This is a genomic window from Acinetobacter sp. RRD8, from assembly GCF_031844225.1.
Taxonomy (GTDB): domain Bacteria; phylum Pseudomonadota; class Gammaproteobacteria; order Pseudomonadales; family Moraxellaceae; genus Acinetobacter.
In genome coordinates, this window is the sequence record NZ_JAUZUU010000004.1 from 90,774 (window position 1) to 115,286 (window position 24,513).

Here is a 24,513-nt window from a genome sequence, read left to right on the forward strand (position 1 = left end):
ATGAATGGCTGAACTCAATCCATCTACTAGTGCCATCGCTACAGTCTTAATCATAGATGATGAGACACAAATACGAAAATTTCTTGATATAGCATTGCGTACCCAAGGTTATAAAGTTATTCAAGCTGAAAATGGCCAGCAAGGTTTAGGTGAGTTAGCCTTGCATGGTGCTGATTTAGTTATTTTAGATTTGGGCTTGCCTGATTTGGATGGTTTTGATGTTTTAATGGAATTACGGAATTGGTCTCATGTGCCAGTAATTGTTCTTTCTGTCCGTTCTGATGAAAATGAAAAAGTAAAACTTTTGGATTCAGGCGCAAATGATTATGTGACGAAGCCATTTAGTATTCAGGAGCTCTTGGCAAGAATTCGTGTTCTACTTCGGCAGACTCAGTTAAGTGTGGTTGAAAGCGTAATTTTTGATGATGGCTACTTGAAAATTGACTTTGCTCAGCGTCAAGTTTATTTAGAGGGAAATCTGATTGCTTTGACCCGTAAGGAATATCAACTATTAACGTTGCTTGCACAGCATAAAGGACAACTGATAACCCAGCCACAGATACTCAAGGAACTATGGGGTGCAACGCATCAGGAAGATACGCACTATTTAAGAATTTTGGTTGCTAAATTGCGTGCTAAATTAAATGATAATGCAGTGCATCCTAAATATATTTTGACAGAACCCGGTGTAGGATTGAGGTTTTTGAGTGTGAATAATTTTGTCCAAGCAAAGCATAATTAAGTTGGTTAGTCCTTAAGGATAATTGTATTGATGCCAGCCAGTTCATTATTTTTCAAATTTAAGTAAAAAGCCCTCAATGAATTTGAAGGCTGTTTATAATTTTAAGTATTGTCATTAGTGAGCAGAGAGATTTCTGCAGTTGTATAGCCACGCTCATAAAGGATGCTGTGAATCGCATTTTTTATGCTTTGGCAGTTGGTTTTTTTTAACTTTTTAAATAGTTCAAAGTCACAGTGATGACTTAAATTGAACTTTATTTCGAGCACTTTTGAATCTGGAGTTGAATAAAGAGAAGTTAAAAACTTACGTATTCGGGGTCGCATATAAACTATTAAGCAATAAAGATGTAATTATCATATCAAGTCTATAAAAATTGAAAAGAGATTTTTTATCGTGTCATCTTATTGATAGCGGCTGAGTAATGCTAAAAACTCTTTTAACTCTTCTTCATTAATCGCATCTTTATCTTTGATTACATGCTCTTTGAGATGTGCTTCAATCAATTGATTCATTAATCCATTTATAGCACCACGAACGGCAGCGACCTGTTGCAGTACGTCTATGCATGATTTGTGCGTGTCAGCCAAACTCTGTTCAACGGCGTTAATTTGGCCCTGAATTCGCTTAACCCGATTTAAAATTTTTTTGTCTTGATGCAGATGCGACATAGCATTTCTGTCCAAATTAAATATACTATAGGGGAGTATTATTGATGGCATAAAAAAATGCAATATCTAAGTAATGTTAAAAGCAACCATACGCATCAATTCGATGAAGGTAATCCACTAGCACAGAAGAAAATTTTAATTGCGACGATCCTGACGGGTGTCATGATGGTCTTTGAAATTTTTGGAGGATGATTCTTTAATTCGATGGCTTTACTAGCTGATGGCTGGCACATGAGTTCACACATGCTGGCATTGGGCTTAGCATATTTTGCTTATCGAATGGCACGTAAATATTCACAAGATCAGCGATTCTGTTTTGGTACGTGGAAGATAGAAATTTTAGCTGGATACTCTAGTGCGATCTTACTCATGGTTGTGGCATTATTTATGGGAATACAATCGGTAGAGCGCCTATTTAATCCCGTTAATATTCACTATAACGAAGCAATATCAATCGCAGTGATTGGTCTTGCAGTGAACTTTATTTGTGCTTGGTTACTACACGATAGTGGGCATCACCACCATCATCACCACGAACATGATCACCATCATGATCATGGACACCATCACCATGATGAAGATGGGCATCACGAACATGATTTAAACCAGAAAGCAGCTTTCCTTCATGTCGTTGCAGATGCTGTGACTTCTGTATTGGCGATCATTGCATTATTTGCAGGTAAATTTTTTGGCTGGGATTTCTTAGATGCAGTTTTGGGTATTGTAGGTGCATTTCTAGTCGCACATTGGTCTTGGGGGCTTATCCGCGAGACAGGCAAAACTTTACTTGATGCTGAAATGGAACATCCAGTTGTTCAGGAAATTCAGGAAGTCATTGAAGACTTAGATAGCCGAATTGTGATTACTGATATTCATGTATGGAAGGTGGGTAAAGGTAAGTTTTCTTGTATCTTGTCACTAGATGTAAGCAGTTTAAATATCACGGCAGATGAAGTCAGAAAAGCCTTATCTATTCATGAGGAAATTGTGCACGTTTCAGTAGAAATTAATACAAGTTCTAGACTCCAAGCAGCAGTATAAAAAATAGATAAAAAGGAGCAGTTCATTTGAGCTGCTCTTTTTTTATATGCTTAGTTTAATGATAAGCCCTAAAATTGCAGCGGCACCGATGACTCTTAATACACTTTGATTGAACTTAAAGAGAGCAATACAAGCGAGTAAGGTTATTACTGCAGCAATGTAGTCAAATTGTCCTTCAAACCCTTTTGGCCATAGCACATGGTAAGCAAAGAAAAGGGCCAAATTAAGAATTACGCCGACAACAGCTGCGGTAATTGCTGTCAGTGGTGCAGTAAATTTAATTTGATTGTGAGTAGATTCGATTACAGGTGCTCCACCTAAAATAAACACAAACGAAAATAGGAAGGTGAACCAAGTAACAATTGTTGCTCCAAAAGCACCTGCTAAAAACTTATGTTCAGGCCCTAATAGGTCGAGGTTGTAACCGCCCATAAATCCAACAAAAGCAACGACCATAATGAGTGGGCCAGGTGTACTTTCACCCAATGCTAAACCGTCGATCATTTCGGTTGGTTTAAGCCACTCATAGAAGTTAACAGCACCTTGATATACATAAGGTAAAACAGCATAAGCTCCGCCAAAAGTCATCAATGCAGCTTTGGTGAAAAACCAAGCCATTTGTGTATAAGCGTGAGACCAGCCATAAGCTACCGTCAGTAATGCTATAGGGAGACACCACAAAATAATTGCAACAACTAGTAATTTAATTAAGCGAGACCATTTAAAAATGGCATGTTCAGGTGTGGGCGTATCATCATCAATGATTGCCTTCCCGTAGTCTTTGAGGCTTGATGCATGAGCATTGCTTGTAAATAGTTTTGGGTCAAATTTACTTAAGAGATAACCACTTAAAGCAGCCAGCAGCACAATAAGGGGGAAAGGAACATTAAAGGCAAAAATAAGAATAAATGCAGCACATGCAATAGCATACATATATTTATTCTTCAGTGATTTACTGCCAATACGATAGGTTGCATGAAAGACGATAGCGGTGACAGCAGGTTTGATGCCATAAAAAAGCCCTGCAATGACAGGTACATTTCCAAATTTTGCATAGACCCATGAAAGACCGATGAGAATGAAAAGGGAAGGTAAAATGAAAAATAGTCCGGCTATGATACCGCCTTTTGTTTTGTGCATTAGCCAGCCAATATAGGTTGCTAATTGTTGTGCCTCAGGCCCCGGAAGCAGCATGCAGTAATTGAGCGCATGCATAAATCTCTTTTCGGAGATCCATTTTTTTTGTTCTACCAATTCTTGGTGCATGACAGAGATTTGGCCTGCAGGCCCGCCAAAGCTGATAAATCCGAGTTTAAGCCAAAACAGTATGGCCTCTTTAAAGCTGATTTCTGGATTGGGCTCGAAATCGTTTTCTTGTAATTGACTCATGAATTCTCACTTTTAAAATTGGTATATAGACCATCAAAAATGTGATTGGATAATTCCACCAACTGTTGATCAGCTTGAATACTGCTTCTCAGTCCTTGTAATATTTTTTCTAACCCAAGAGCCTCAGGTGGCTCATTTCCGCCAATATCTAGGTAATGCACAATTTCAGCGATTTTCAGAAGTGATTTATCGGCTAAATTAAAGCTGTGTAAAAGTACTTCGAATGAAACAAGCTCACCAACATGGGTAAACGTTGCACCGTCAAAATCAAAACCATAAGCATCTGCTGGACAATCTTTAATATCTTCTAGCCACATAAAAATAGGGTCTTTATCAATAAATTTTTGAATGAGCCACGTACAAGCTAAACGATCTACCCAAGGTCGTTTTCGTGTAGCCCAGGTTTTAGATTGGAAGTCATGAAGATTAAGAGAAGGTAGATCACTATTTATAGAAGAGGGCTCATTTGATTCCCCTAAGTGATGAATTTTAAGTTCGAGTTTTGATATCGCGTTTAAGGCTGTGTTTTGTAATTCATTAGGAAAGAAATCAATATCGATGAGAGACGAAAGTTGCTTTCTTAATTTTCTAATGCTTTTTAAATGTTCATTTTTTTGCTCAACATTCAGTGAACTCTCTATTTCATTCAGTTGTAGCAAAAATTCAGAGTATTCATTTTTTCTATTAAAGAGTTGAATTAAGTCTAAATTATTGTTGCTAACGGAATCGAATAGATAGGCAATGCCATCGGCACTTTGATGTTCGTCAATAATGGGGTCAAAGCGTTGCTTTTGTTCATTAGGTAGCACATAGACACCATCACGCAGAGTTGCTGCGCCACAGCTTTTGATGGAACGCCAAATTCTCATTCGAGCAGAAGAGTTTTGTGTGGAAAGGCTAGAAATGAGGATGCTTATAGTCATGTTATAAACTCTACAAATTTTGTATAGGTTATAACAAATTATTTAATTGTGATAATTTTTATACTGAATTAGTTATTCAGGAAATCTGATATATTGTTTGCTGATATACGTATAGATCATCACTATATCTAAGAAATTTTCGGGTAGTGTACAGATCTTTTTTGCGGTAATTTTTACGGTAAATGTAGAACAAGGGTTGATGATATTTATTAAAAATCAGTGTCTTGGGTGGTGTTTATTGTGCGCGCTGAGCGCACCATTTATTTAAACTATAAAACTGAAAAATAAATCAAATTAGTATCGCACACAGTTGCGGCCATCATCTTTCGCCCGATAAAGATTGTTATCGGCAATTTTCAAAACGTCTAGAATATTTTTAGAACTGTCTGGCCAAGAAGCAATCCCAATCGAAATGCTAATGTGACCTATATTCTGAATCTCTTTACCTGCAATCTCTTTTCTGAACCTTTCCGCACTTTCATACACTTCAGTGAGATTGCTGTTCGGTATAATAATGATAAATTCTTCACCACCGTAGCGGCAGCAAATATCATCTTTACGAAATTTTTGCTGCATCGTCTTGGCAATATGCTTTAAGACAACATCACCTTGATCATGACCATAATTGTCATTAATGTTTTTAAAATGATCCACATCCATCAGAAGCACTGAAAAAGGGATGTTCATTTTCATGTTGTGAGTCATGACATAATTCAACCCACGACGATTCATCAAGCCGGTTAAAGGATCTGTATTAATATGATGATCCATTTTGCTCATTTGTTGTGAAAATTTGCGAACACTGAGCAGTAGAGCTAACTTGAATTTTGTGACCTCATAGTACCAGGGCTGGATATCCTTAATTTTTGAACCGATTTCTGCCTGATTCAGTAAACTCGCCATATCTGCCAGTTGGTTCAATGGGGCCGAGATAGAATCAGACAGTAGCCATACAATATAAAAAACAAGCAGATAAAATAAAAAGAATCCTGCGGCTAATTTATAGAGGATAGAATTTGCCTGTTTAAGTAAGTCATGGGTAGGTTGCTGGGAAACCACGATCCAGTTTGAAGTCGGAATATGAGAAAAACCTGCCAGATTATCAACGCCCTGGCTGTTGATTAAACGAATTTGACCATTTTTATGCGCATGCATATATTCCAGACCAGTATTATTGCTGGCCCATTGCCCAATTCTTTCACGATCCGGATGAAAAATAATTTTATTTTCATTGTTAATCACATACATATAACTATTCTTATAATTTTTATAAGTGGTTAGGAGTTGATTGATCACATTTTTTTCTTTTAAATAAATCGCTGAACCGATGAAGCCCTGATAGTGATTTGACTTGTCAAAAATAGGTTGAGAAATAAACACAATCATATTTTTTTGCACAGAAAAATAAGGTGAAGATATATAAGTCGATTTTTTATCAAGAGAGTCAGTAATCCCTTGAGTATGTTGTATTTTGCTTTTATCAATATGTAAAATATTAGGCGAAAAGTTTATTAGTCTGCCTTGGGTATCACTGATCACGACACTGTTATAGTGTTCAGACTGATATTTTAATTTATTGACCTCGGCTTCTCTAAGTTCATTGTTGTTAAAGTCTTGACCTAATATTTTGGCACTATAGTCCAGTTCAAGAAGCATATTTCTAAAATGGTTGTCTGTACTTAATGCAATTTTATGGGCATGGTCAGCATTTAAGGCAAGAGAATTGTCGATTAACTGATTTTTTACGATCTGATAGCTAATAATGAGAGAAATAATAAAAAGGCTAGACACACTGAAAATAGCTAATAAAAGTATTAACTGCCTTAAATTGAGATCAAGGTGTTTCCTAAAATTATTAGCTGACATAAAAAGTTATATATATATCGATGTATTTATGAGCATTATATTGCATTTATATTCAATGTTTAAGGTTGCTATAAAATTAAATTTCCATTAAGTGGGAGTTTTTATTTCGATCAAATTTAGAGTTTATAGATCGCTTGGCTGTAAATAGGTAGCTTTGAAAAGCTGAGTAAGGTTCTGAATATTTGATTATGCTACAAATAAAAATATGGTATTTAACGTTCAGAAAATCTATTCAATAATTTCGATCTGTCCATCCAAATGATGAAGTACTCAGACAAAAATATGGTTAATTGATCTTGATGGGAGATTAAATTGTTGCCATTTTTTGAAAAATAATCATTTTAAAATTAGTCGTATCGATTCTATGACAGTAGTTTCTTTGAATATTGCGTCCTTTTCCGGAAGTATTTTTTTATAAAAAATCATATTCCAGTTTAAATTTTGAAGTGCTCATTAGAGGTTATGAAGGAAAATGTTGAACCCGCTATGCAACAGGAAATCGTATGTTTAATAGGGTATTTTTCTAGAAATCAATGAATTAAATAAAGACGATATGAATGCAGAAGTCTTCGGATAACAAGCCAGAAATATTCTAATCTGCTTTAAAAAAATGACAATTGAAATCTTGTATAAGTCTTCTTTTAGAAGTGTAAAAGAGTATTGTCGGCTAAAAAAATACTGTTATATTCAACTCATGGTAGGTCGTAAAATCAATAAGACGCTACCGATAAGTTGGACGGATCAATGACAGTTAGTTGAGTTTGATGTTTATCACCAGACAATAAATCTAGCACTAGCCATCCAACACAGAGCTCGCAGAAATGCGAGCTTTTTTAATGTCTGCACAATTCATTAAGTTTAATATTCTTTTTCTTATAATCCATTCAGATAAAAAAGTTTACATTGCCAAATTCGCTAACATCTTGAAGATTAATCGCTTGGCTAATTATGGTATAAAAAACTGAAAATTGGATAATGAGAGAGGAAGGAAAAATGTCAAAGATGATTGATATCAAGGTGAAAGATCAATTTAGCCAAGTGACTGAAGCGAAAGCGATGCTGCGTTCCTTTGCAGAGCACAACATTCATCATGCAGCTGAGTTGGTCAAAAAAATTGAACACATCGTGGTGGATGGTGAAACGATTCTGCCGAGTATTGAGTTGTTGTTTGAAAGCCAACAATCTTCAAATATTTATCGCGTTATCGAATAATTTAATCAGTGAACTTCAGATAGGTAGAAAAAAATTGAACTTATTTATCCGAAATCACCGATTCAGCAGATAAAAAACTCACCATTTAGGTGAGTTTTTTATACTTTGGTGTTTGCTAGCTTGGATGCTAATGTGTGCAGCTATAATCATAAGTTGATTCAATCTCTAAGAGAAGACAACGTGGTAGTGGGCCTTGATTGGCCGAAGAAATATCCAATTTTGATAAAAAATCAATAGAATGGGCAGGTGGTTAAATCTGTTTAAGCTGTACATTCACACCATATTTTTCAAATTCTTGCAAAATCTGCGCTAAAGTTTGCTGTGCGGTTGTATGCTCAGGGCTTAAAGAAATTTCCTGACGAGTCGTGCTGTCAAAACATTCAATGGCCTGAATCAGCCAATGATACTCAATGGGACTTTTTTGAATCAATACACGGCGCGGTTGCAAGCTGTTACTGATCTGGCGGGGAAGTACATAGGTAATCGCCAGTTGCACAAATTGCAGTTCTTCAACCGGACTTAAAAAGGTAATCACCCAGTTGCCAACTTTACTCAGTTGCATGGGATTATCGAACGCATCGAATTCTAAATAATGTGACATATACATGATCCAATCGGATGTCTATGCTCACTATATGGCGGGATTATAATTCTTTTTCTATCACGCTTAAGTCGGATATTTCGAGCTTTAAACTTTGCTTAAATATAAATATATCAAATAACCAATTAGTTATCTTGAATAATTAAAGCTGCCTCATTGTTAAACTCACTTATTTAAGAGTTTAAAAGACTAAGATGTTCTTATTCAGGCGCTTCATTTTACTGCAATTGATCTAAAGCAAAATTAATCTGCTTCAGAATGTGATTCAATTCTTGAGGAGCAATGCGACTTTCCTGAAGGGACGTGATCCATTGCATTCGACAAAGTTTTAAACTGCGTACATCAGATGCCTGTAAAATATGGTGAATTTGCTGCTTGGCCATCAAGCCACAATATTTTTGTAAGCTTTCCATCATCATATATTTGAGGTCTTCAAAAGACATAAGTTTAAGTTCAGGCAGCTTTTGTTCATGGCTTACATCCTTTTCAATAGATGGGATGTTCTGCAGTATTTTTATGGGCTCCATTTCGGAGTTTAAATCTTTCGTCGTAGAGGTCGCTGCTATCGAGGAATTCAACGAATGGTGAATCTCGGAGTGTGCCAAGTCAACTTTTGTATCTGCTCTTGCGTCTGCCGTTTTTTGGCTGATTGCGATATCGCCAGTTTCAGCTGGAACGATTAGATCCATGACATAAAGTTGCTCTAAGAGTTCGGCGGGAGCAAGCTGCTGCTTTAAGCCATCATTTAATAAGTTGAAATCCTGGCTGCCGATCAGAACCAGTAAGCGGCGTTGGCGTGCGGTTAGCGGGATGGAGCGATCCTGTAGCACCTCGATCCCACGTTGAGTTTTATAAAAATGCATCATGACTGAATAGATGGTTGCTTAAATTCAGCTAGAGCATAGTCTGTGAAAATTACATTAATATGAAGTATTTATTAAAATACAGAGGTTTATTTTGATAAAATCTATAATGTCGTGATCGCCGTATTTTCAAGTGCCTTGCGCAAATAAGGATCCAGTTCATCCTGACGCAACAACCATTGAACATAGTCAGCAGGTAGTTCTGCAATAGCGGTGCCGCGATGTTTACCAAAATTAATCGTACGTGGAATTCGGGCATCTTCAGAAGCATCAAATAATTCCTGCATACTGTTGATTTTTAAATGATGGACAATATGCATTAAAATATTGGCAGTTAAAATAATATCCATATCGGCACGATGCGCTTTACGGATCATTTCACGCGCTCTTTCGCTGCCTTTGGTGATCATATAGATCAGTGCAGAAATATTGTGTGCTTCCGCATCTGGCCAGACCCGACGAGCTAAAGCCAAGGTGCAAATTGCCTTGATTTTTGAAGTATCTACGCCACATTTTTCGATGGCACGGACGTCATAATCAATATTATGGCCGATCATGTAGACGGTTTCATCAGGTAGGCGAAAGGTAGTGTAATGCGGCTGACCTTCCAGATCCGATTCCAGAATATGATGCACGGCCATGGCAGCAAAAGAAATGGCTTCGTCACATGAATAAAGCTGATCAAACAGGCGGCTTTTATCCAGACTGATTTTATGCTCTACAATTTCGACAGGCGCATAAGCAATTTCGATGGGTTGACCATTTAAAGTATGCGTTTCGGTATCAAGAATAATGGCCTGCATGTCGGAAATGTGCCTGAAAAGAGAGGAGAGTAAAATCTAACATTATTATTTTGCAACTGACAATTGAATTGCTTTATTTCTGTATTAATTGCAGGCTTTTTAACGTATGACGACTATTTGTATAGTTCTGAAAAGGGGAAATTCTCTATTTTTAAGTTTGCTGATTTCATAATAAATATAAACTGACGCGAATTTAATAGAAAAAATAACGCATTCTTTTCTTGATATTGTTTAGATAAATTGGGAAATTAGATATGGTTTTATCGTTTGTTAAAGATAAAACCAGAAAAACTCATTAGAGATGATAATAAATAAGATAAGGATAAGATCGATGAAACGTCAAGTATTGACCTGTACTCTTCTCACATTAAGTGTAGCCTTAACTGCTTGTAACGATGATAGTGATAATGATCGTTTTTACGAGTCCAAACCTGCCATCCCAGTAAATAATATCGATAATCCAGTCGTGGCAACACCTGTAGCCTATACTCAAACGGATTTCTCCGGGATCGCTGACGAAAGTGTGATCATGACTTATAAGATGTTAGGAATTAATGGTAAGGAAACCCAAGCTACTGCATTAGTTTTCACACCCGAGGGAACACCTCCAGCTACAGGCTGGCCAATTGTGGCATGGGCACATGGAACTACCGGGGTAGCTGATCAGTGTGCGCCGAGTCGAAAAGCGCTGAATGATTATATTAAAGCCATGATTGGCGGGTTTCTCCAAGCTGGCTATATTGTAGTGGCACCTGACTATGAAGGTTTAGGAGAGCCGAGTGGAAAAGAACTTCATCCTTTCTTGAATCTGAAAAGCGAAGCTTATTCTATTACTGATGCAGTCGTGGCTGCACGAAACTATTTAGGTTCACAAGCGTCTAATCAATGGGTTGCAGTAGGGCATTCTCAAGGTGGCCAAGCAGCTTTAGGCGCTGCGCAATATGCAGCACGTGCTTCTAAGATGACCTATAAAGGTACGGTAGCTTTAGCACCGGCTTCAAATTTCAATCTGATTTTGACAGGAGGTGAACAACAGGCGGGACAAGAAACAAATCTGGATAAAAAAATTGGAACTTTAGCATCTTTAGATACCTTTACTGCACTGATTGTTGCCGGTTTGCGTAACCCGAACCCAAATTTGAAATATAGTCAGATTTTTAAAACGCCAACCGATGAAATCGCAAAAAATGCAGAAACTGACTGTTATGATGTATTAGGCCAGAAATTTGGTACTGCAATGTATGCTTATGCACAATCAAATAATAACTCAGTAAATAATTATCCTCGTACTCAAACTAACTTTATGAGTATTCCAGTCGTAAAGAGCTTCTTAGAAAAAGATTCTCAGCCTTTACTTGTTAAAGTTTCTACGCCAGTGATTATTTATCAGGGTTCAGCAGATAGTACCGTTCCCAAAGCAGCAACAGATGTTTTAGTTGCACTCGCCAATCAGAAACAAACTTCAGTACGTTATATTACGGATGAGTCAAATGTAACTAAATGGGATCATGGCAGTGTCTATGCACTGAATATTCCTAATATTATTTCAGATGTAAAATCTCTAATGCCAATTCAATAACTTATTTTTATCTGAATGGCTCATGTTTTTTTAGACATGAGCCATTTTTATTGCAAACTGAATAAAGTTCATGATCGAAAATTTAAAACTTCATGCTACAATACGCGCCAATCTTAGCACGGCTTAAAAGCCCTAAATCAATAGGACCTCGCTAATGTTTGCCAATATCTCTATCGCTGAATTTGATCCAGAATTAGCTCAAGCAATCTCGAATGAAGATGCTCGCCAAGAAGCTCATATTGAGCTAATCGCTTCTGAAAACTACTGCTCACCAGCAGTTATGGAAGCTCAAGGTTCAAAACTTACTAACAAATATGCGGAAGGCTACCCAGGTAAACGCTACTATGGCGGTTGCGAGTATGTAGACGTTATCGAACAATTGGCGATTGACCGTGCTAAAGAACTCTTTGGTGCTGATTATGCTAACGTTCAGCCACATGCTGGTTCACAAGCAAACTCAGCAGTTTACTTAGCGCTTCTTAACCCGGGCGATACAGTTCTGGGTATGAGCCTTGCTCACGGTGGTCACTTGACGCACGGTGCAAAAGTAAGTTTCTCTGGTAAAACATATAATGCGATTCAGTACGGTTTAAACCCTGAAACTGGCGAGATCGATTACGAAGAAGTTGAGCGTTTGGCGCTTGAGCACAAGCCACGCATGATCGTTGCTGGTTTCTCTGCCTACAGCCAAATCGTTGACTGGCAGCGTTTCCGTGACATCGCGGACAAAGTTGGCGCTTACCTATTTGTTGATATGGCTCACGTTGCAGGTCTGGTTGCCGCTGGCGTTTACCCAAGCCCGGTGCAAATCGCTGACGTTACTACGACTACGACTCACAAAACACTTCGTGGTCCACGTTCAGGTCTGATCCTTGCGAAAGCAAACGAAGAAATCGAGAAGAAACTTCAATCGGCTGTATTCCCAGGCAACCAGGGTGGTCCTTTGGTTCACGCGATTGCTGCGAAAGCAATCTGCTTCAAAGAAGCAATGGCACCTGAATACAAAGCTTATCAGCAACAAGTAGTTGTGAATGCGAAAGCAATGGCTGAAGTATTAATCGCTCGTGGTTATGACGTAGTTTCTGGTGGTACTGAAAACCACTTGTTCTTGTTGTCTTTAATCAAACAAGACATCACAGGTAAAGAAGCTGACGCTTGGTTAGGTGCTGCTCACATTACTGTGAACAAAAACTCTGTACCAAACGATCCACGCTCTCCGTTCGTCACTTCAGGTATCCGTATCGGTACACCTGCAGTAACAACTCGCGGTTTTGGCGAAGCTGAAGTGCGTGAACTTGCAGGCTGGATCGCTGACATCCTAGATGCTAAAGGCGATGAAGCTGTTATCAACGCGGTGAAAGAGAAAGTTGCAGCGGTATGTGCTAAATTCCCAGTTTATGCATAATCGCTTATAAACGGAAAGGAGCTCCCAACCGGGAGCTTTTTTTATAGCTGTAAAAATAACGATGTAAAAGATGTTTAGACTTGATCGGGCTTATATAGATCAATTTCCATGCCGTAAGAGATTGAGTCATCAATAAAATCATATTGAGTTTTTCTCAATCTGGCTTAAAGTCTTTTATCAACTATTTGTATTTTTAAATGCTTTAAAAGAATGAATGCATTCGTTGCATGCTTTGCTTGAAATTATTTACAGGAATTATTTTCAGAACCTGACACTTTAAAAATAATAGGTTATTGAGCTGAAGATCATGGTAGATGAAGCGCTTGAGTGAATCCCATGTTACTGTAAGGTGGTGCTGATATAAGCGCCGTGAATGACATCATTCTTTTTATTTAAACGTTATATGGATCGGTATCATTTGAATATGGGTAAATCCTGTATTTAAAAATGCTGCTGGCGGTTGATTGATTAATTTTTCATTTATGCATTAAACAAGGTAATAAGGATGACTAAACCCAACATTATTTTATCTGAGCAAGATTTACATCGTCTGGAAACGATGCTGGAGAATCAGAGCAAGCTGAGCGAAACCATGATCCGCTTAGAGGATGAATTGGCACGTGCCGAAGTGGTCGAGCCGCAAGCGATCGCAAGCAATATCGTGACCATGCATTCCCGTGTGTTGTTGACCATTGCACCTTCTACGGAAGCTGTTGAGGTGACACTGGTTTACCCACACGAATTTAAAGGTGAAAAGGGGCAGGTCAATGTCATCGCACCGATAGGTGCAGCCATTTTGGGCTTAGCAGAAGGTCAAACCATTGAATGGCCACAACCGGATGGTAATACCATGAAAGTGACCATTGAAAAAGTGCTGTTTCAGCCGGAGAGCGAAGGGGATTATCTTTAAGCCAGCGTTGGATCATCCTTGAAAGCCATAGCAATATGGCTTTTTTTGTATATGGATTTTAAGTAAAACCTGATGTTGTAAGCATTTAGATCAGATTGAATACATTTTAAAGTTCTAAATGCTTAAAGTTAAATAATTCTCAAAATGCAATGTAGTCATTTATCTCTGCAATTGAATCGTATTGCCAAAATCATAATTAAAATAAAGATAAAACATGGATTTAGTTAAAGTGATGTAACGAATTTCTGGATAAATATACACAACGCGGTCTGTTTTTTTGCTACATTCAAAGATGTTCTAGACTTCTTTGTTTCACTTTTTTAAAGGATATCGCCTCAACCATGTCGCGCTTTGAAGCTCTACCTGCCTTGACTGACATGATGCTTGATCGTGAGGAAATTCTGGCGATTAAGCGTAATGAGCTTGTGCCTGTACTGGATAATCAATATGGGCTGAATCATTATGCAGATGCTCTGATTCAGGCACAGTCCGTTCTACTGAATGGTGTAGATCCGCACTTGACCCAACAGTTAAGCCAGACCATTGAGCAATTGATTCATGCCTTGGCAGAATCTAAAAAATATCTGAAAAAACGTAAATTTAATGCTCTACAGAAATGGCTGGGCATCGATCTGGATTATGGCTCAAGTCAGGTGGAATATTATCAACGACTGGATCGTTTACTGGACCAGGCCGATCACTTAAGTCGTAAATTACAGATTGAAATTCAGAAATCGCAGTCACGTTTTCAGCAGCTTTTGGGGTTGCGCGAACAGATGGCCAAGCACATTGTCGCAGCAGATGAGTTTCTGTCTGAATATCCGCTATTCGTCAAAAACCAGCATCCCTTGGATAATTTTTCAGAACGCCTCTCCAAGAAAATTAATACCCTACGTACCTTGCAAAGCAGTAATGACATCGCCATTACCCAGATGCAGCTTTCGCAGCAGCTTTCCTTTAGCCTGCTGGATCGTTTTAAGGAAGCACAGCAGGTTTTGATTCCAGCTTGGCAATATCATGTCAAACAAAGCCAGACGAAACACTCGACAAGTGATCTGGAAAAACTTGATAATAGCCGTGAGAGTCTGATTAAAACGTTAAAAAACTCCCTCGAGAAACCCTCGAAAACATAACAATATAAGGTGAACTATGACCAAGTCTGATTTAGTAAATTTACCTGTTGAAAGCTCGAATGAACTGGTCGAACAAAAATTCCAGCAAATGGACCTGAAAGAACTGGGCTTACAGCCTGCTGACTTTCAGGAGGTGCTGGCTGCACGTAAAGAGTTGCAGAACATGAGTCATAACAGCGTGGCTGAATATGGCAAAAATATTGCGACCAAAACTTCGACCTATACCGATGAATTACTGAATCTGGTGCAAAATAGAGATCTGGATGCGACAGGACAGAAGCTGAATCAGGTGGTACAGGTGGCTCAGCAGCTGAATACCAGCAGTATTCTCAATAAAAAGAAAAGTTCGGGTTTTTTTGGCAATATCATTAGCAAATTCAAAGGTGCGAAAGATAACTTTGATGCGCATTTCAATACCACTAAAGAGCAGCTAGATGTACTGGTGAAAGAGATTGAAACCTCGCAATCCGGTTTGAAAGCACGTGTTGATACCCTGGATAAAATGTTTGACGGGGTACAGGATGAATATAAACAGCTCGGGGTACATATCGCCGCAGGCCGTTTACGCGAACAGGAGCTGCAGCAGGAAATTTCCACTTTAACCGCCTTGCCGCAAGATCAGAGCACCACCCAGAAAATTTATGACCTGAACCATCTGGCCAATAATCTGGAAAAACGTGTCAGTGATTTACAGGTATTGCAGCAATCTGCCATGCAGACCTTGCCAATGATCCGGATTATCCAGTCGAATAACCTGATGCTGGTCGACAAGTTCTATGCGATCAAAAACATTACTTTACCGGCGTGGAAAAACCAGATCAGTCTCGCAATTTCATTGAGCGAACAGAAGAACAGTGTACAGCTGGCCAATACCATTGATGATGCCACCAATGAGCTGCTGCGCCGTAATGCTGACCTGTTACATCAGAACTCGGTTGATACGGCTAAAGCCAACCAGCGCTCGGTGATTGACATCGAAACGCTTGAACATGTGCAAAATACCCTCATTAAAACTGTAAATGATGTGATTCAGATCCAGAAAGAAGGTGTACAAAAACGCACAGAAGCAACCGTGCGTTTGAAAGCTTTGCAAGATAATCTGAATCATTTGGTGATTGAATCAAGTACCAGTGGATCCACGCCCAACTAAATCAGGTAGGGCCAAAATCTGAAAGAAGGAGTAGAGATTGCCGCCCTTAGATGAATACGCCGTTAAGCCTCAGGACATCAAGCAGGGGGTAGTTGCACTCAAGAAACGTCAACGCAATTTGATGCTATTGGGTTTGACTACTTCTACCATATTTATAGCCTCATTGATCAGCCTATTTTTCCAGCAGGAACTGGTCTATGGCTTTTTTGGCCTGAGTACCCAAGTACAGCAATTGCATTTACCGGTCAGTGTAGATGCCACATTGGCCAGCATTGGTGATAGTCCGGATTATTTTTTTAGTTTGCTGAGCTGGTTTGGCTGGCTGATTATTAAAATTTTTGCCTCTTTTATCGGCGCATTTTTTGTGATTGGCTTACTGAAAAAGTTGCGTTTCTTTTATGTACGCTTTCAGTCTTTTGTGCTGAAATTTGTCGCTTGGCTGATTGCTTTTATCGTGATCTGGTCAGGATTGACTTACTGGCAGCATGATCTACGTAATGATCGGGATGATGCTTATCAGCAAGTGGTGTATTACGACAGCAATATCAATGACAGTGAAATCGCCCGTTATCTGGCCGATTCAGAGATTGCACCACCAGTAAAGTCTTATTTACTGGCGCAAACGGCATTGCTGCATAAGCCTCAAGATTTATCTGCCGCAAAACCTTATGTTTTAAATTTGGTTGAAGCAGAAAAACAGGATCCTAAATTTGAACAATATGGTTTCAAGCCTGAACAAATCTGGACCATGCAGCAACAGGTCTATGGTCAAGCGATGACACCGGTCGCCAAGAGTGTAAATACGCAGGTGCAACAGGCGGATCAGTTAAGTCAGATCACGAATCTGGTCATTATTGGTGTTGCTATTTTATCGGCATTACTCAGTCTAATCTTGTTTTTCTTGGCCAATTCAATCAAGGGCCGATCACTCCGTATCGAACAGCGCATTCATTAATTTTCCAAAATGCTCCTGAATAGGGAGCATTTTTTGATGGAATTTCAACGCTATTTTTAAGATAACCTATTCAACTTGCTCAATACCGCCCAAAAATTAAAATAAGGCAGCATAAAATCTATGATTGGATTAATAATCTAAAATATCGATCAATAAAATAAAAACAAACTGTTTTACCTATTTATTCAATTCATTTAATATCCTGTTATCAAGTAAACATTTACTCCTTTGGAGACGTTAGCAATGTTAGATCAAAATACTTCAGCCCAACTTAAAACCTTATTAGAACGCCTAGAAGGCCCGATTGAACTGGTGGCGACTTTGGATGGCTCTGACAAATCAGCCAAAATCCAGGAACTGGTGTCCGAAGTGGCTGCACTGTCTGACCTGGTCACTGCACGCTTTGACGGGACCAATGCACGTGCGCCAAGTTTCGGGATTGCAAAAGCTGGTGAGGAACCACGTGTATTCTTTGCAGGCTTGCCAATGGGCCATGAATTCACTTCGCTGATTCTGGCATTGCTGCAAACTTCCGGTTATGCACCAAAAGTCTCTGATGAAGTACTGGCGAATATTAAAAGCCTGGGTGTTCAATCTAATTTCGATGTGTTTGTATCCTTAAGTTGCCATAACTGTCCGGATGTGGTTCAGGCACTCAACCTGATTGCCATCTATAACCCGGGCACTACAGCGACCATGATTGATGGGGCTTTCTTCCAGGACGAAGTCGAAGAACGCAAGATCATGGCGGTGCCGATGGTATTCCAGGACAACCAGCATATTGGTCAGGGTCGTATGACGCTGGAAGAAATCATTGCCAAACTGGATAGCAATGCCGCTGCCAAAGATGCGAAAAAACTGAATGCCAAAGATGCCTTTGATGTCCTGGTGATCGGTGGCGGCCCTGCGGGGAATACCTCTGCCATCTATGCAGCACGTAAAGGCATTAAAACCGGGATCGTGGCTGAACGTATGGGCGGTCAGGTCATGGATACCATGGACATTGAAAACTTTACGTCTGTACAGAAGACCCAAGGTCCTAAATTTGCAGCCGAGATGGAAGCCCACGTGCGTGAATATGGTGTCGACATCATGAACCTGCAACGTGTCTCTAACATCAAAGGTGCAGATGAAACGGCCAATGGTCTGGTGGAAGTCACGTTAGAGAATGGTGCCAAACTGGAATCTAAAACCGTGATTCTGTCGACCGGCGCACGCTGGAGAGAGATGAACGTTCCAGGTGAGCAGGAATACAAAACTCGTGGTGTGGCCTACTGTCCGCACTGTGATGGCCCACTGTTTAAGGGTAAACGTGTCGCCGTGATTGGCGGTGGTAACTCGGGGGTGGAAGCTGCGATCGACCTGGCAGGGATTGTAGAGCATGTAACTTTGGTGGAATTTGATACCAAATTGCGTGCGGATCAGGTGCTGCAAGACAAACTGAACAGCTTGCCGAACACCACCGTGATCAAGAATGCCTTGTCGACTGAAGTGCTGGGTGACGGTTCACAGGTGACGGGTCTGAAATACAAAGACCGTGCCACAGATGAAGAGCATACAGTAGAACTTGCAGGGATCTTCGTGCAGATCGGTTTGTTGCCAAATACGGACTTCCTGAAAGAAACGGCTGTTGAATTAACTAACCGTGGCGAGATTGTGATTAACGACCGCAACGAAACCAATGTCAAAGGTGTGTTTGCGGCAGGTGACTGTACCACAGTGCCTTACAAGCAGATCATCATTGCCACCGGTGAAGGTGCCAAGGCATCACTGTCTGCTTTTGATTACATCATCCGTTCAGGACAATAAAAAAATAGCACCTGGGTTCCCCAAAACCGAGGTGCTATATCTTATAAATACATTATTATCGCTTTATAGGAACTCAGGACGCTAACACCCGAGTTCCTTTTTTTATATTTATTATTGGAACAGCCAAAAGTGTCCCCACGCACTTTCAGCTGTTCCTTTCCTCTGCACAGTTTTTGTTTTCAACCCTTATTTTTATACTTTCCCCAAGGTTGTTTTTATATAAAGCAATGTTTATTCCATCGCTTCATTTTTAAGATTTAAATAAGTTCAAACCCTTAAATTTTTCCAGTAATTGTTCTTGTGTTTCCCGATACTCCGGATGTGGAACAATGCATTCAATCGGACAGACATCTACACAGGTCTGATGCTCATAAAAACCGACGCATTCTGTACAACGGTTCACATCAATTTCATAAACTTTCGCACCCTCATAAATCGCGTCATTTGGGCATTCCGGTAAACACATATCGCAATTGATGCATTTGTCGGTAATTAGTAGTGCCATATTTAACTCGCTTGATAAGCCAGTGAAGATGCCGAAATATCCATAGTCGAGCTTGGCAGATTACGAATCAGCAGGGCATATTGCATATCAACATCTGCCGGAACTGGAATCTCAACGATATGACCTGAACCTTTGGCGTCTTCGATCAGATTACCTTTTTTGTCTTTCATTTCGGTTAAATTGAAAGTGATATTGCCTTTAGTCGTCATCAGTTCGAGTGAGTCACCGACGATAAAACGGTTTTTCACATCGATCTTGATGTAATCTCCATTGCGCTCCAGTACTTCACCGCAGAAAATTTGATGATCAAAACTGGAAGAACCATGTTCATAATTCTGATATTCACTATGCACATGGCGGCGTAGAAAACCTTCGGTATAACCACGATTCGCTAAGCCTTCCAATTGTGTCATCAGTGACGGATCAAAAGGTTTACCCGCAAGCGCATCATCAATCGCTTTACGGTAAATTTGAGCAGTACGGGCGCAATAGAAATAAGACTTGGTACGGCCTTCGATTTTCAGTGAATGCACACCCACTTTAGTTAAGCGCTCTATATGCTGGACTGCACGTAGATCTTTAGAATTCATGAAATAAGTGCCGTGTTCATCTTCTTCTGCGGCAAACATATCTTCATCATTCCGCTGCAATAGCACAGGCTCATCAAACTGATGTTGTTCTTGCATGTGCTGTTCATCAGCATCTTTAGAGCAGCAGCCTGAATCCAGATTTTTTACTGGAATGACATCACCGGTTTCATCTTCCTTGGCATCCAGAACTTTATATTCCCAGCGGCAGGCATTGGTGCAGGCACCCTGATTGGCATCACGTTTATTCATATAACCGGACAACATGCAGCGGCCAGAGTAGGCCATACATAATGCGCCATGAACAAAGACCTCAATCTCCATATCGGGCACTTGCTGTTTGATTTCTGCAATTTCTTCAATCGACAGTTCACGTGACAGAATGACACGGGTCAGCCCCATGTTTTTCCAGAATTTCACGGTTGCCCAGTTCACGGCATTGGCCTGAACCGACAGGTGAATATCCATCTTTGGAAAATGTTCACGCACCAGCATGATCAGACCTGGATCGGACATGATCAGCGCATCCGGCTGCATCGCCACTACAGGCGCTAAATCACGAATAAAATTTTTCAGCTTGGAGTTATGCGGCTGGATATTGACCACCACATAGAACTTTTTGCCGAGTTCATGTGCTTCTTTAATGCCAATGGCGAGATTGTCATGGTCAAATTCATTATTCCGAACCCGCAAGCTATAACGCGGCTGACCGGCATAGACTGCATCTGCACCATAAGCAAAGGCATAGCGCATATTTTTCAGTGAGCCAGCAGGTGAGAGAAGTTCGGTAACAGTGGTAATGCTCATGATCAAATCGAAAGACATATAAAAAGTACGGCTTTATTCTAATCATCTGGAATTTGGATTCAACCTAGTAAATCACTCGGAAATATGCGATTTGGATGTAAAACAAGGTTTTATTTTAAGTAGAGAATCCTCCATAAAATGTCTTCAACATTCAATCATTTTCAGGGTTTTCAAGCGTTTTTAAAATCTGGCAATGATCAATGGTGGTCGGGGTATTGCAACTTTCTCTCAGTGTGATCAGTTGTCGTTCAAATATCTGTAATTCTTTAATTTTATTTGAAATATCCGAAAGATGTTGATCAATCAGCTGGTTGACGGCACAGCACTCCTGCTCAGGATTTTGTTCAAGTTGAATCAGGGTTTCAATCTCTTTTAATGACATGTCCAAGGCACGACAACGCTTGATAAAAAGCAGTCTTTTTAATGTGTCTTCACCATAATAACGATACTGATTACTTGCTCGAAAATTCGGCTGAATAAAGCCTTTTTTCTCATAAAAACGTAATGTATCGGTGCTTAGACCAGTTTTTTTGGCCATTTCTGAAATCAAATAAACTGACATATCGCCCTCATGCTTGACCTTGGAGTTAGTCCATAGTTTCTAATCAATTTATCGTATTTTGGATAAAAAATCATCGGGGGAATGATATGGCCTGTAGTTGTAGTCCTGAACCGGCACCCATCAAGCCCAACAGCAAATTTAGAGCAGCGCTATGGATTGCCTTGCTGGTAAACTTCACTTTATTTGTAGTGGAGCTGATCGGTGGTGCATATGCACATTCATCAGCCTTGTGGGCAGACGCGCTAGATTTCTTTGGTGATGCCGTCAATTACGGGATTTCTTTGGCTGTATTTGGTGCGAGTCTGTATTGGCGGGCAACAGTCGCTTTGGTAAAGGGGATGACTATGGCATTGTTTGGTCTGGTAGTGATTGGCAAAGTGATTTACGCCTATCTGCAAGGCATTCCACCTGAAGCACTGACAATGGGCCTGATTGGCGTCCTAGCCTTAGTGGCGAATGTATTTACAGCAGCAATTCTTTATGCTTTTCGTGAAGGTGATTCCAATATGCGGTCGGTCTGGCTCTGTAGCCGTAATGATGCAATTGGCAACTTTGCGGTCATTTTGGCAGCCGTAGGCGTATTTGGTACAGGCAGTCTTTGGCCAGATATTATTGTGGCTGTGATTATCGCCACACTCGGCATAACATCAGGTTATCAAGTGATTAAGCAGTCTCTTGAAGAAAGATCACTAAAACATAAATCCAGCTAATTTTTATATTTAAAGCTGTCCTAAAGGGCAGCTTTTTATTTATTTCCATTTTTATAATATTTGAAAAATAAAGCTTTACAAATAAACAAATTAAATTAGAATCTCTGGCGAAATTCAGAAAATATACATAAATTTTAATAATTTAGTTTTTTGCATCGTGCGAGGGTTAATGTGAATTTAATTAAAATTTTTTCAATATTGGCAATATCGGGGCTAGCCGCTTGTAGTTCCAAAGTCGTGACTTATGATGCAACAGGAAAAATCATCGGTTCATGTATGGCGACGCGTGGCCTACTTTCGACCGCAAGTGCACATTGTAGTGGTTCAGGCGATGCCTTAGGTGTGAATTACAATACGCCAGATGCGAATACAGGCCTGTTACCAACGCCACCAAGTCAAAATCAGATTAATTTAAAACCGTAAATAATAAAGGGGAATATCATGAAATTATCAGCACTTATTGCACTTGTAGCGACTGTTGTATTGACGGGCTGTGCATCGTCAGTAACTACATTTGACTCTCATGGCCGTATGATTGGTTCATGTAAAGCGCAAACGGGTTTCATCATTGCAGGTGGCGCAGGCTGTTCAGGTTCTGCAAACCAGGAAGGTCGCGATCGTTAATTATTTAGTGATGGTTCCAATAAAAAACCGGACTTAAAAGTCCGGTTTTTTAGTTTAGCAAATCTTATTTTTCTACGAATGCACGTTCAATCACGTAGTCACCTAGAACGCCCATTTTTGGAGATTCTTTCAGACCGTGTTGGTCAAGAAGCGCAGCAACGTCATCTAGGAATGCCGGGCTACCACATAACATGGCACGGTCAGTTTCCGGGTTGAAACGTGGCAGACCGATTTTTTCAAACAGTTCGCCGGTTTCAATCGCAGTGGTTACACGACCTTGATTTGGATATTCTTCACGGGTTACGGTTGGGTAATATACCAATTTTTCTTTCGCGCCGAGTTCAGAGAAGAATTCATGATTCGGCACTTCATTCAGGATCAAATCTTGATAAGCCAGTTCTGAAATGAAACGGGTACCGTGAACCACGATGATTTTTTCAAAACGCTCGTAAGTTTCTGGATCGCGAATAGTCGACAGGAACGGTGCAAGACCAGTACCAGAAGAAAGCAGATACAAATTCTTACCTGGGTTTAAGTCATCAAGTACCAGTGTACCTGTTGGCTTTTTAGACACCAAAATGTCATCGCCGACTTTGACTTTCTGTAAAATCGAAGTCAGTGGACCATCCGGCACTTTAATTGAGAAAAACTCTAACTCTTCTTCGTAGTTGGCGCTTGCAATTGAATATGCGCGCATTAACGGCTTGCCATTGACTTCAAGGCCGATCATTACAAACTGACCGTTTTTAAAACGCAAAGCAGTGTCACGAGTCGTTTTAAAAGAGAATAAAGTATCATTCCAGTGGTGGACGTGAGTAATCTTTTCGACGTTAAAAGCAGCCATTAAAGGTCTCAATAAATTATCAAATTAGAACAGCTTGCTATTCTAATCTAAATTCATTCTCGATAAACTGAATATATTTAATTGAGCTTATCAAAAAAAGTGATGATGACTGAACTGACGCTGCCGATTATTGGTTATATGCGTTCTCCCTATAAAGAAAAATTTGGTATTCCTCGTCAGCCGAATCTGGTTCAGGTCGAAAGCTATATTGAAATGGTCGGGCCCTATAATGACCTGCTTGCCTTTGAGGGAATTGAAGAATTCAGTCATTTGTGGCTGGTCTGGCAATTTCATGACAATAAAAACCAGCACAACAGCCAGTTTCGTCCACAAGTGCGTCCGCCGCGTTTGGGTGGTAACAAGAAAATAGGCGTGTTTGCTACGCGCAGCATGTATCGTCCATCACCGATTGGTTTATCTGTGGTCAAACTCAAAGAAGTGAGAAAAGTGGGCAAACATGTTCGAGTGTATGTGACAGGGAGTGACTTGCTCGATGGCACGCCAATTATGGATATCAAACCTTATATTCAATATTCGGATGCCATCATTGAAGCACAAAGCGGTTATGCACAGGATGAACCACCACGTAAAACCGTCATTTGGAGCGATGAAGCGGAGCAGCAAAAGCAACAATTACTAGGAAATGGAAAAATTTCTGTGCAGACTATTCAGGAACTGGAAGCTGTCTTATCTTTAGATCCAAGACCTGCATATCAGGAAGATGAAGAACGGGTATATGGGATGAAGTTTGCAAATGTTGATATCCATTTCAAAATTCATGCTCAGCAAGTGCTAATTGTTGCTATCCAGCATATTCCTTCCTAG

General features: G+C 39.9%; 24 protein-coding genes and 1 pseudogene. 14 read left to right on the forward strand and 11 right to left on the reverse strand.

Annotation, left to right across the window (positions count from 1 at the left end; all coding sequences use genetic code 11):
- Positions 1-4 precede the first annotated feature (4 nt).
- Positions 5-742: a response regulator gene (locus Q9R24_RS06010; RefSeq protein ID WP_071321131.1), complete on the forward strand. Its 738-nt coding sequence runs from the start codon at positions 5-7 to the stop codon at positions 740-742.
- 401 nt (positions 743-1,143) lie between these two features.
- Here Q9R24_RS06010 and Q9R24_RS06015 read toward each other — a convergent pair whose 3' ends face one another.
- Positions 1,144-1,410 carry a metal/formaldehyde-sensitive transcriptional repressor gene (locus Q9R24_RS06015; RefSeq protein WP_071321149.1) on the reverse strand — a complete coding sequence of 89 codons (267 nt, stop codon included), beginning with the start codon at positions 1,408-1,410 and terminating at the stop codon, positions 1,144-1,146.
- 57 nt (positions 1,411-1,467) lie between these two features.
- On the opposite strand from Q9R24_RS06015, the pseudogene dmeF reads away from it, so the two are divergent.
- A pseudogene (gene dmeF, locus Q9R24_RS06020) lies at positions 1,468-2,451 on the forward strand (CDF family Co(II)/Ni(II) efflux transporter DmeF).
- A 42-nt stretch (positions 2,452-2,493) separates the two neighbouring features.
- On the opposite strand, the gene chrA reads toward dmeF, so the two are convergent.
- The 3 genes from chrA to Q9R24_RS06035 form a co-directional block, all read right to left on the reverse strand.
- Positions 2,494-3,840: a chromate efflux transporter gene (gene chrA / locus Q9R24_RS06025; protein ID WP_071321130.1), complete on the reverse strand. Its 1,347-nt coding sequence runs from the start codon at positions 3,838-3,840 to the stop codon at positions 2,494-2,496.
- Entirely contained in the window at positions 3,837-4,763 is a 927-nt protein-coding gene (locus tag Q9R24_RS06030) for a chromate resistance protein ChrB domain-containing protein (protein ID WP_311203934.1), read from the reverse strand. Before Q9R24_RS06030 ends, chrA begins: the two co-directional genes overlap by 4 nt.
- Before the next feature lie 294 nt (positions 4,764-5,057).
- A complete protein-coding gene (locus Q9R24_RS06035; protein WP_311203933.1) occupies positions 5,058-6,629 on the reverse strand; it encodes a sensor domain-containing diguanylate cyclase in 1,572 nt (523 codons plus the stop codon).
- 993 nt (positions 6,630-7,622) lie between these two features.
- Here Q9R24_RS06035 and Q9R24_RS06040 point away from each other — a divergent pair.
- Positions 7,623-7,841 carry a hypothetical protein gene (locus Q9R24_RS06040; RefSeq protein ID WP_004645598.1) on the forward strand — a complete coding sequence of 73 codons (219 nt, stop codon included), beginning with the start codon at positions 7,623-7,625 and terminating at the stop codon, positions 7,839-7,841.
- 250 nt (positions 7,842-8,091) lie between these two features.
- Here the strand turns inward: Q9R24_RS06040 and Q9R24_RS06045 are convergent, their stop codons facing one another.
- From Q9R24_RS06045 to Q9R24_RS06055, 3 genes are all read right to left on the reverse strand, one after another.
- Complete coding sequence (locus Q9R24_RS06045) at positions 8,092-8,442, reverse strand: hypothetical protein (RefSeq protein ID WP_311203932.1); 351 nt, start codon at positions 8,440-8,442, stop codon at positions 8,092-8,094.
- Positions 8,443-8,660: 218 nt separating this feature from the next.
- A complete protein-coding gene (locus Q9R24_RS06050) occupies positions 8,661-9,308 on the reverse strand; it encodes a hypothetical protein (RefSeq protein WP_311203931.1) in 648 nt (215 codons plus the stop codon).
- Positions 9,309-9,409: 101 nt separating this feature from the next.
- Complete coding sequence (locus tag Q9R24_RS06055; RefSeq protein WP_311203930.1) at positions 9,410-10,108, reverse strand: 3'-5' exonuclease; 699 nt, start codon at positions 10,106-10,108, stop codon at positions 9,410-9,412.
- Between the two features lie 331 nt (positions 10,109-10,439).
- Between Q9R24_RS06055 and Q9R24_RS06060 the strand changes: the two genes are divergently transcribed.
- From Q9R24_RS06060 to ahpF, 7 genes are all read left to right on the forward strand, one after another.
- Entirely contained in the window at positions 10,440-11,687 is a 1,248-nt protein-coding gene (locus Q9R24_RS06060) for an alpha/beta fold hydrolase (RefSeq protein WP_311203929.1), read from the forward strand.
- A gap of 154 nt (positions 11,688-11,841) precedes the next feature.
- Positions 11,842-13,092, forward strand: coding sequence for a serine hydroxymethyltransferase (gene glyA / locus Q9R24_RS06065; protein ID WP_005103619.1), 1,251 nt, complete (start codon positions 11,842-11,844; stop codon positions 13,090-13,092).
- 505 nt (positions 13,093-13,597) lie between these two features.
- The gene (gene rnk, locus Q9R24_RS06070; RefSeq protein ID WP_004279022.1) at positions 13,598-14,002 is read left to right on the forward strand and encodes a nucleoside diphosphate kinase regulator; all 405 of its coding nucleotides are present in this window, start codon (positions 13,598-13,600) and stop codon (positions 14,000-14,002) included.
- A gap of 341 nt (positions 14,003-14,343) precedes the next feature.
- The gene (locus Q9R24_RS06075) at positions 14,344-15,135 is read left to right on the forward strand and encodes a tellurium resistance protein (protein WP_311203928.1); all 792 of its coding nucleotides are present in this window, start codon (positions 14,344-14,346) and stop codon (positions 15,133-15,135) included.
- Between the two features lie 16 nt (positions 15,136-15,151).
- A complete protein-coding gene (locus Q9R24_RS06080; protein ID WP_005265752.1) occupies positions 15,152-16,285 on the forward strand; it encodes a toxic anion resistance protein in 1,134 nt (377 codons plus the stop codon).
- 37 nt (positions 16,286-16,322) lie between these two features.
- Positions 16,323-17,240 carry a hypothetical protein gene (locus Q9R24_RS06085; protein WP_311203927.1) on the forward strand — a complete coding sequence of 306 codons (918 nt, stop codon included), beginning with the start codon at positions 16,323-16,325 and terminating at the stop codon, positions 17,238-17,240.
- Positions 17,241-17,483: 243 nt separating this feature from the next.
- Positions 17,484-19,049: an alkyl hydroperoxide reductase subunit F gene (gene ahpF / locus Q9R24_RS06090; protein ID WP_311203926.1), complete on the forward strand. Its 1,566-nt coding sequence runs from the start codon at positions 17,484-17,486 to the stop codon at positions 19,047-19,049.
- 250 nt (positions 19,050-19,299) lie between these two features.
- Here the strand turns inward: ahpF and Q9R24_RS06095 are convergent, their stop codons facing one another.
- From Q9R24_RS06095 to Q9R24_RS06105, 3 genes are all read right to left on the reverse strand, one after another.
- A complete protein-coding gene (locus Q9R24_RS06095) occupies positions 19,300-19,554 on the reverse strand; it encodes a YfhL family 4Fe-4S dicluster ferredoxin (RefSeq protein WP_004645588.1) in 255 nt (84 codons plus the stop codon).
- Between the two features lie 2 nt (positions 19,555-19,556).
- The gene (gene yegQ, locus Q9R24_RS06100) at positions 19,557-20,966 is read right to left on the reverse strand and encodes a tRNA 5-hydroxyuridine modification protein YegQ (protein WP_216986218.1); all 1,410 of its coding nucleotides are present in this window, start codon (positions 20,964-20,966) and stop codon (positions 19,557-19,559) included.
- 133 nt (positions 20,967-21,099) lie between these two features.
- On the reverse strand, positions 21,100-21,510 hold the full coding sequence (locus Q9R24_RS06105; RefSeq protein WP_253102385.1) for a Cd(II)/Pb(II)-responsive transcriptional regulator: 411 nt from the start codon (positions 21,508-21,510) through the stop codon (positions 21,100-21,102).
- Between the two features lie 86 nt (positions 21,511-21,596).
- Here Q9R24_RS06105 and Q9R24_RS06110 point away from each other — a divergent pair, with 86 nt between their 5' ends.
- The 3 genes from Q9R24_RS06110 (at position 21,597) to Q9R24_RS06120 (ending at position 22,844) form a co-directional block, all read left to right on the forward strand.
- Positions 21,597-22,220: a cation transporter gene (locus tag Q9R24_RS06110; protein WP_311203925.1), complete on the forward strand. Its 624-nt coding sequence runs from the start codon at positions 21,597-21,599 to the stop codon at positions 22,218-22,220.
- A 171-nt stretch (positions 22,221-22,391) separates the two neighbouring features.
- The gene (locus tag Q9R24_RS06115; protein ID WP_004279009.1) at positions 22,392-22,643 is read left to right on the forward strand and encodes a hypothetical protein; all 252 of its coding nucleotides are present in this window, start codon (positions 22,392-22,394) and stop codon (positions 22,641-22,643) included.
- Between the two features lie 18 nt (positions 22,644-22,661).
- A complete protein-coding gene (locus Q9R24_RS06120) occupies positions 22,662-22,844 on the forward strand; it encodes a hypothetical protein (protein WP_004279008.1) in 183 nt (60 codons plus the stop codon).
- 64 nt (positions 22,845-22,908) lie between these two features.
- Here the strand turns inward: Q9R24_RS06120 and Q9R24_RS06125 are convergent, their stop codons facing one another.
- Positions 22,909-23,688 (reverse strand): ferredoxin--NADP reductase, encoded by a 780-nt coding sequence (locus Q9R24_RS06125; protein ID WP_004279005.1) that lies wholly within the window; start codon positions 23,686-23,688, stop codon positions 22,909-22,911.
- 105 nt (positions 23,689-23,793) lie between these two features.
- Here Q9R24_RS06125 and tsaA point away from each other — a divergent pair, with 105 nt between their 5' ends.
- On the forward strand, positions 23,794-24,513 hold the full coding sequence (gene tsaA / locus Q9R24_RS06130) for a tRNA (N6-threonylcarbamoyladenosine(37)-N6)-methyltransferase TrmO (RefSeq protein ID WP_044113030.1): 720 nt from the start codon (positions 23,794-23,796) through the stop codon (positions 24,511-24,513).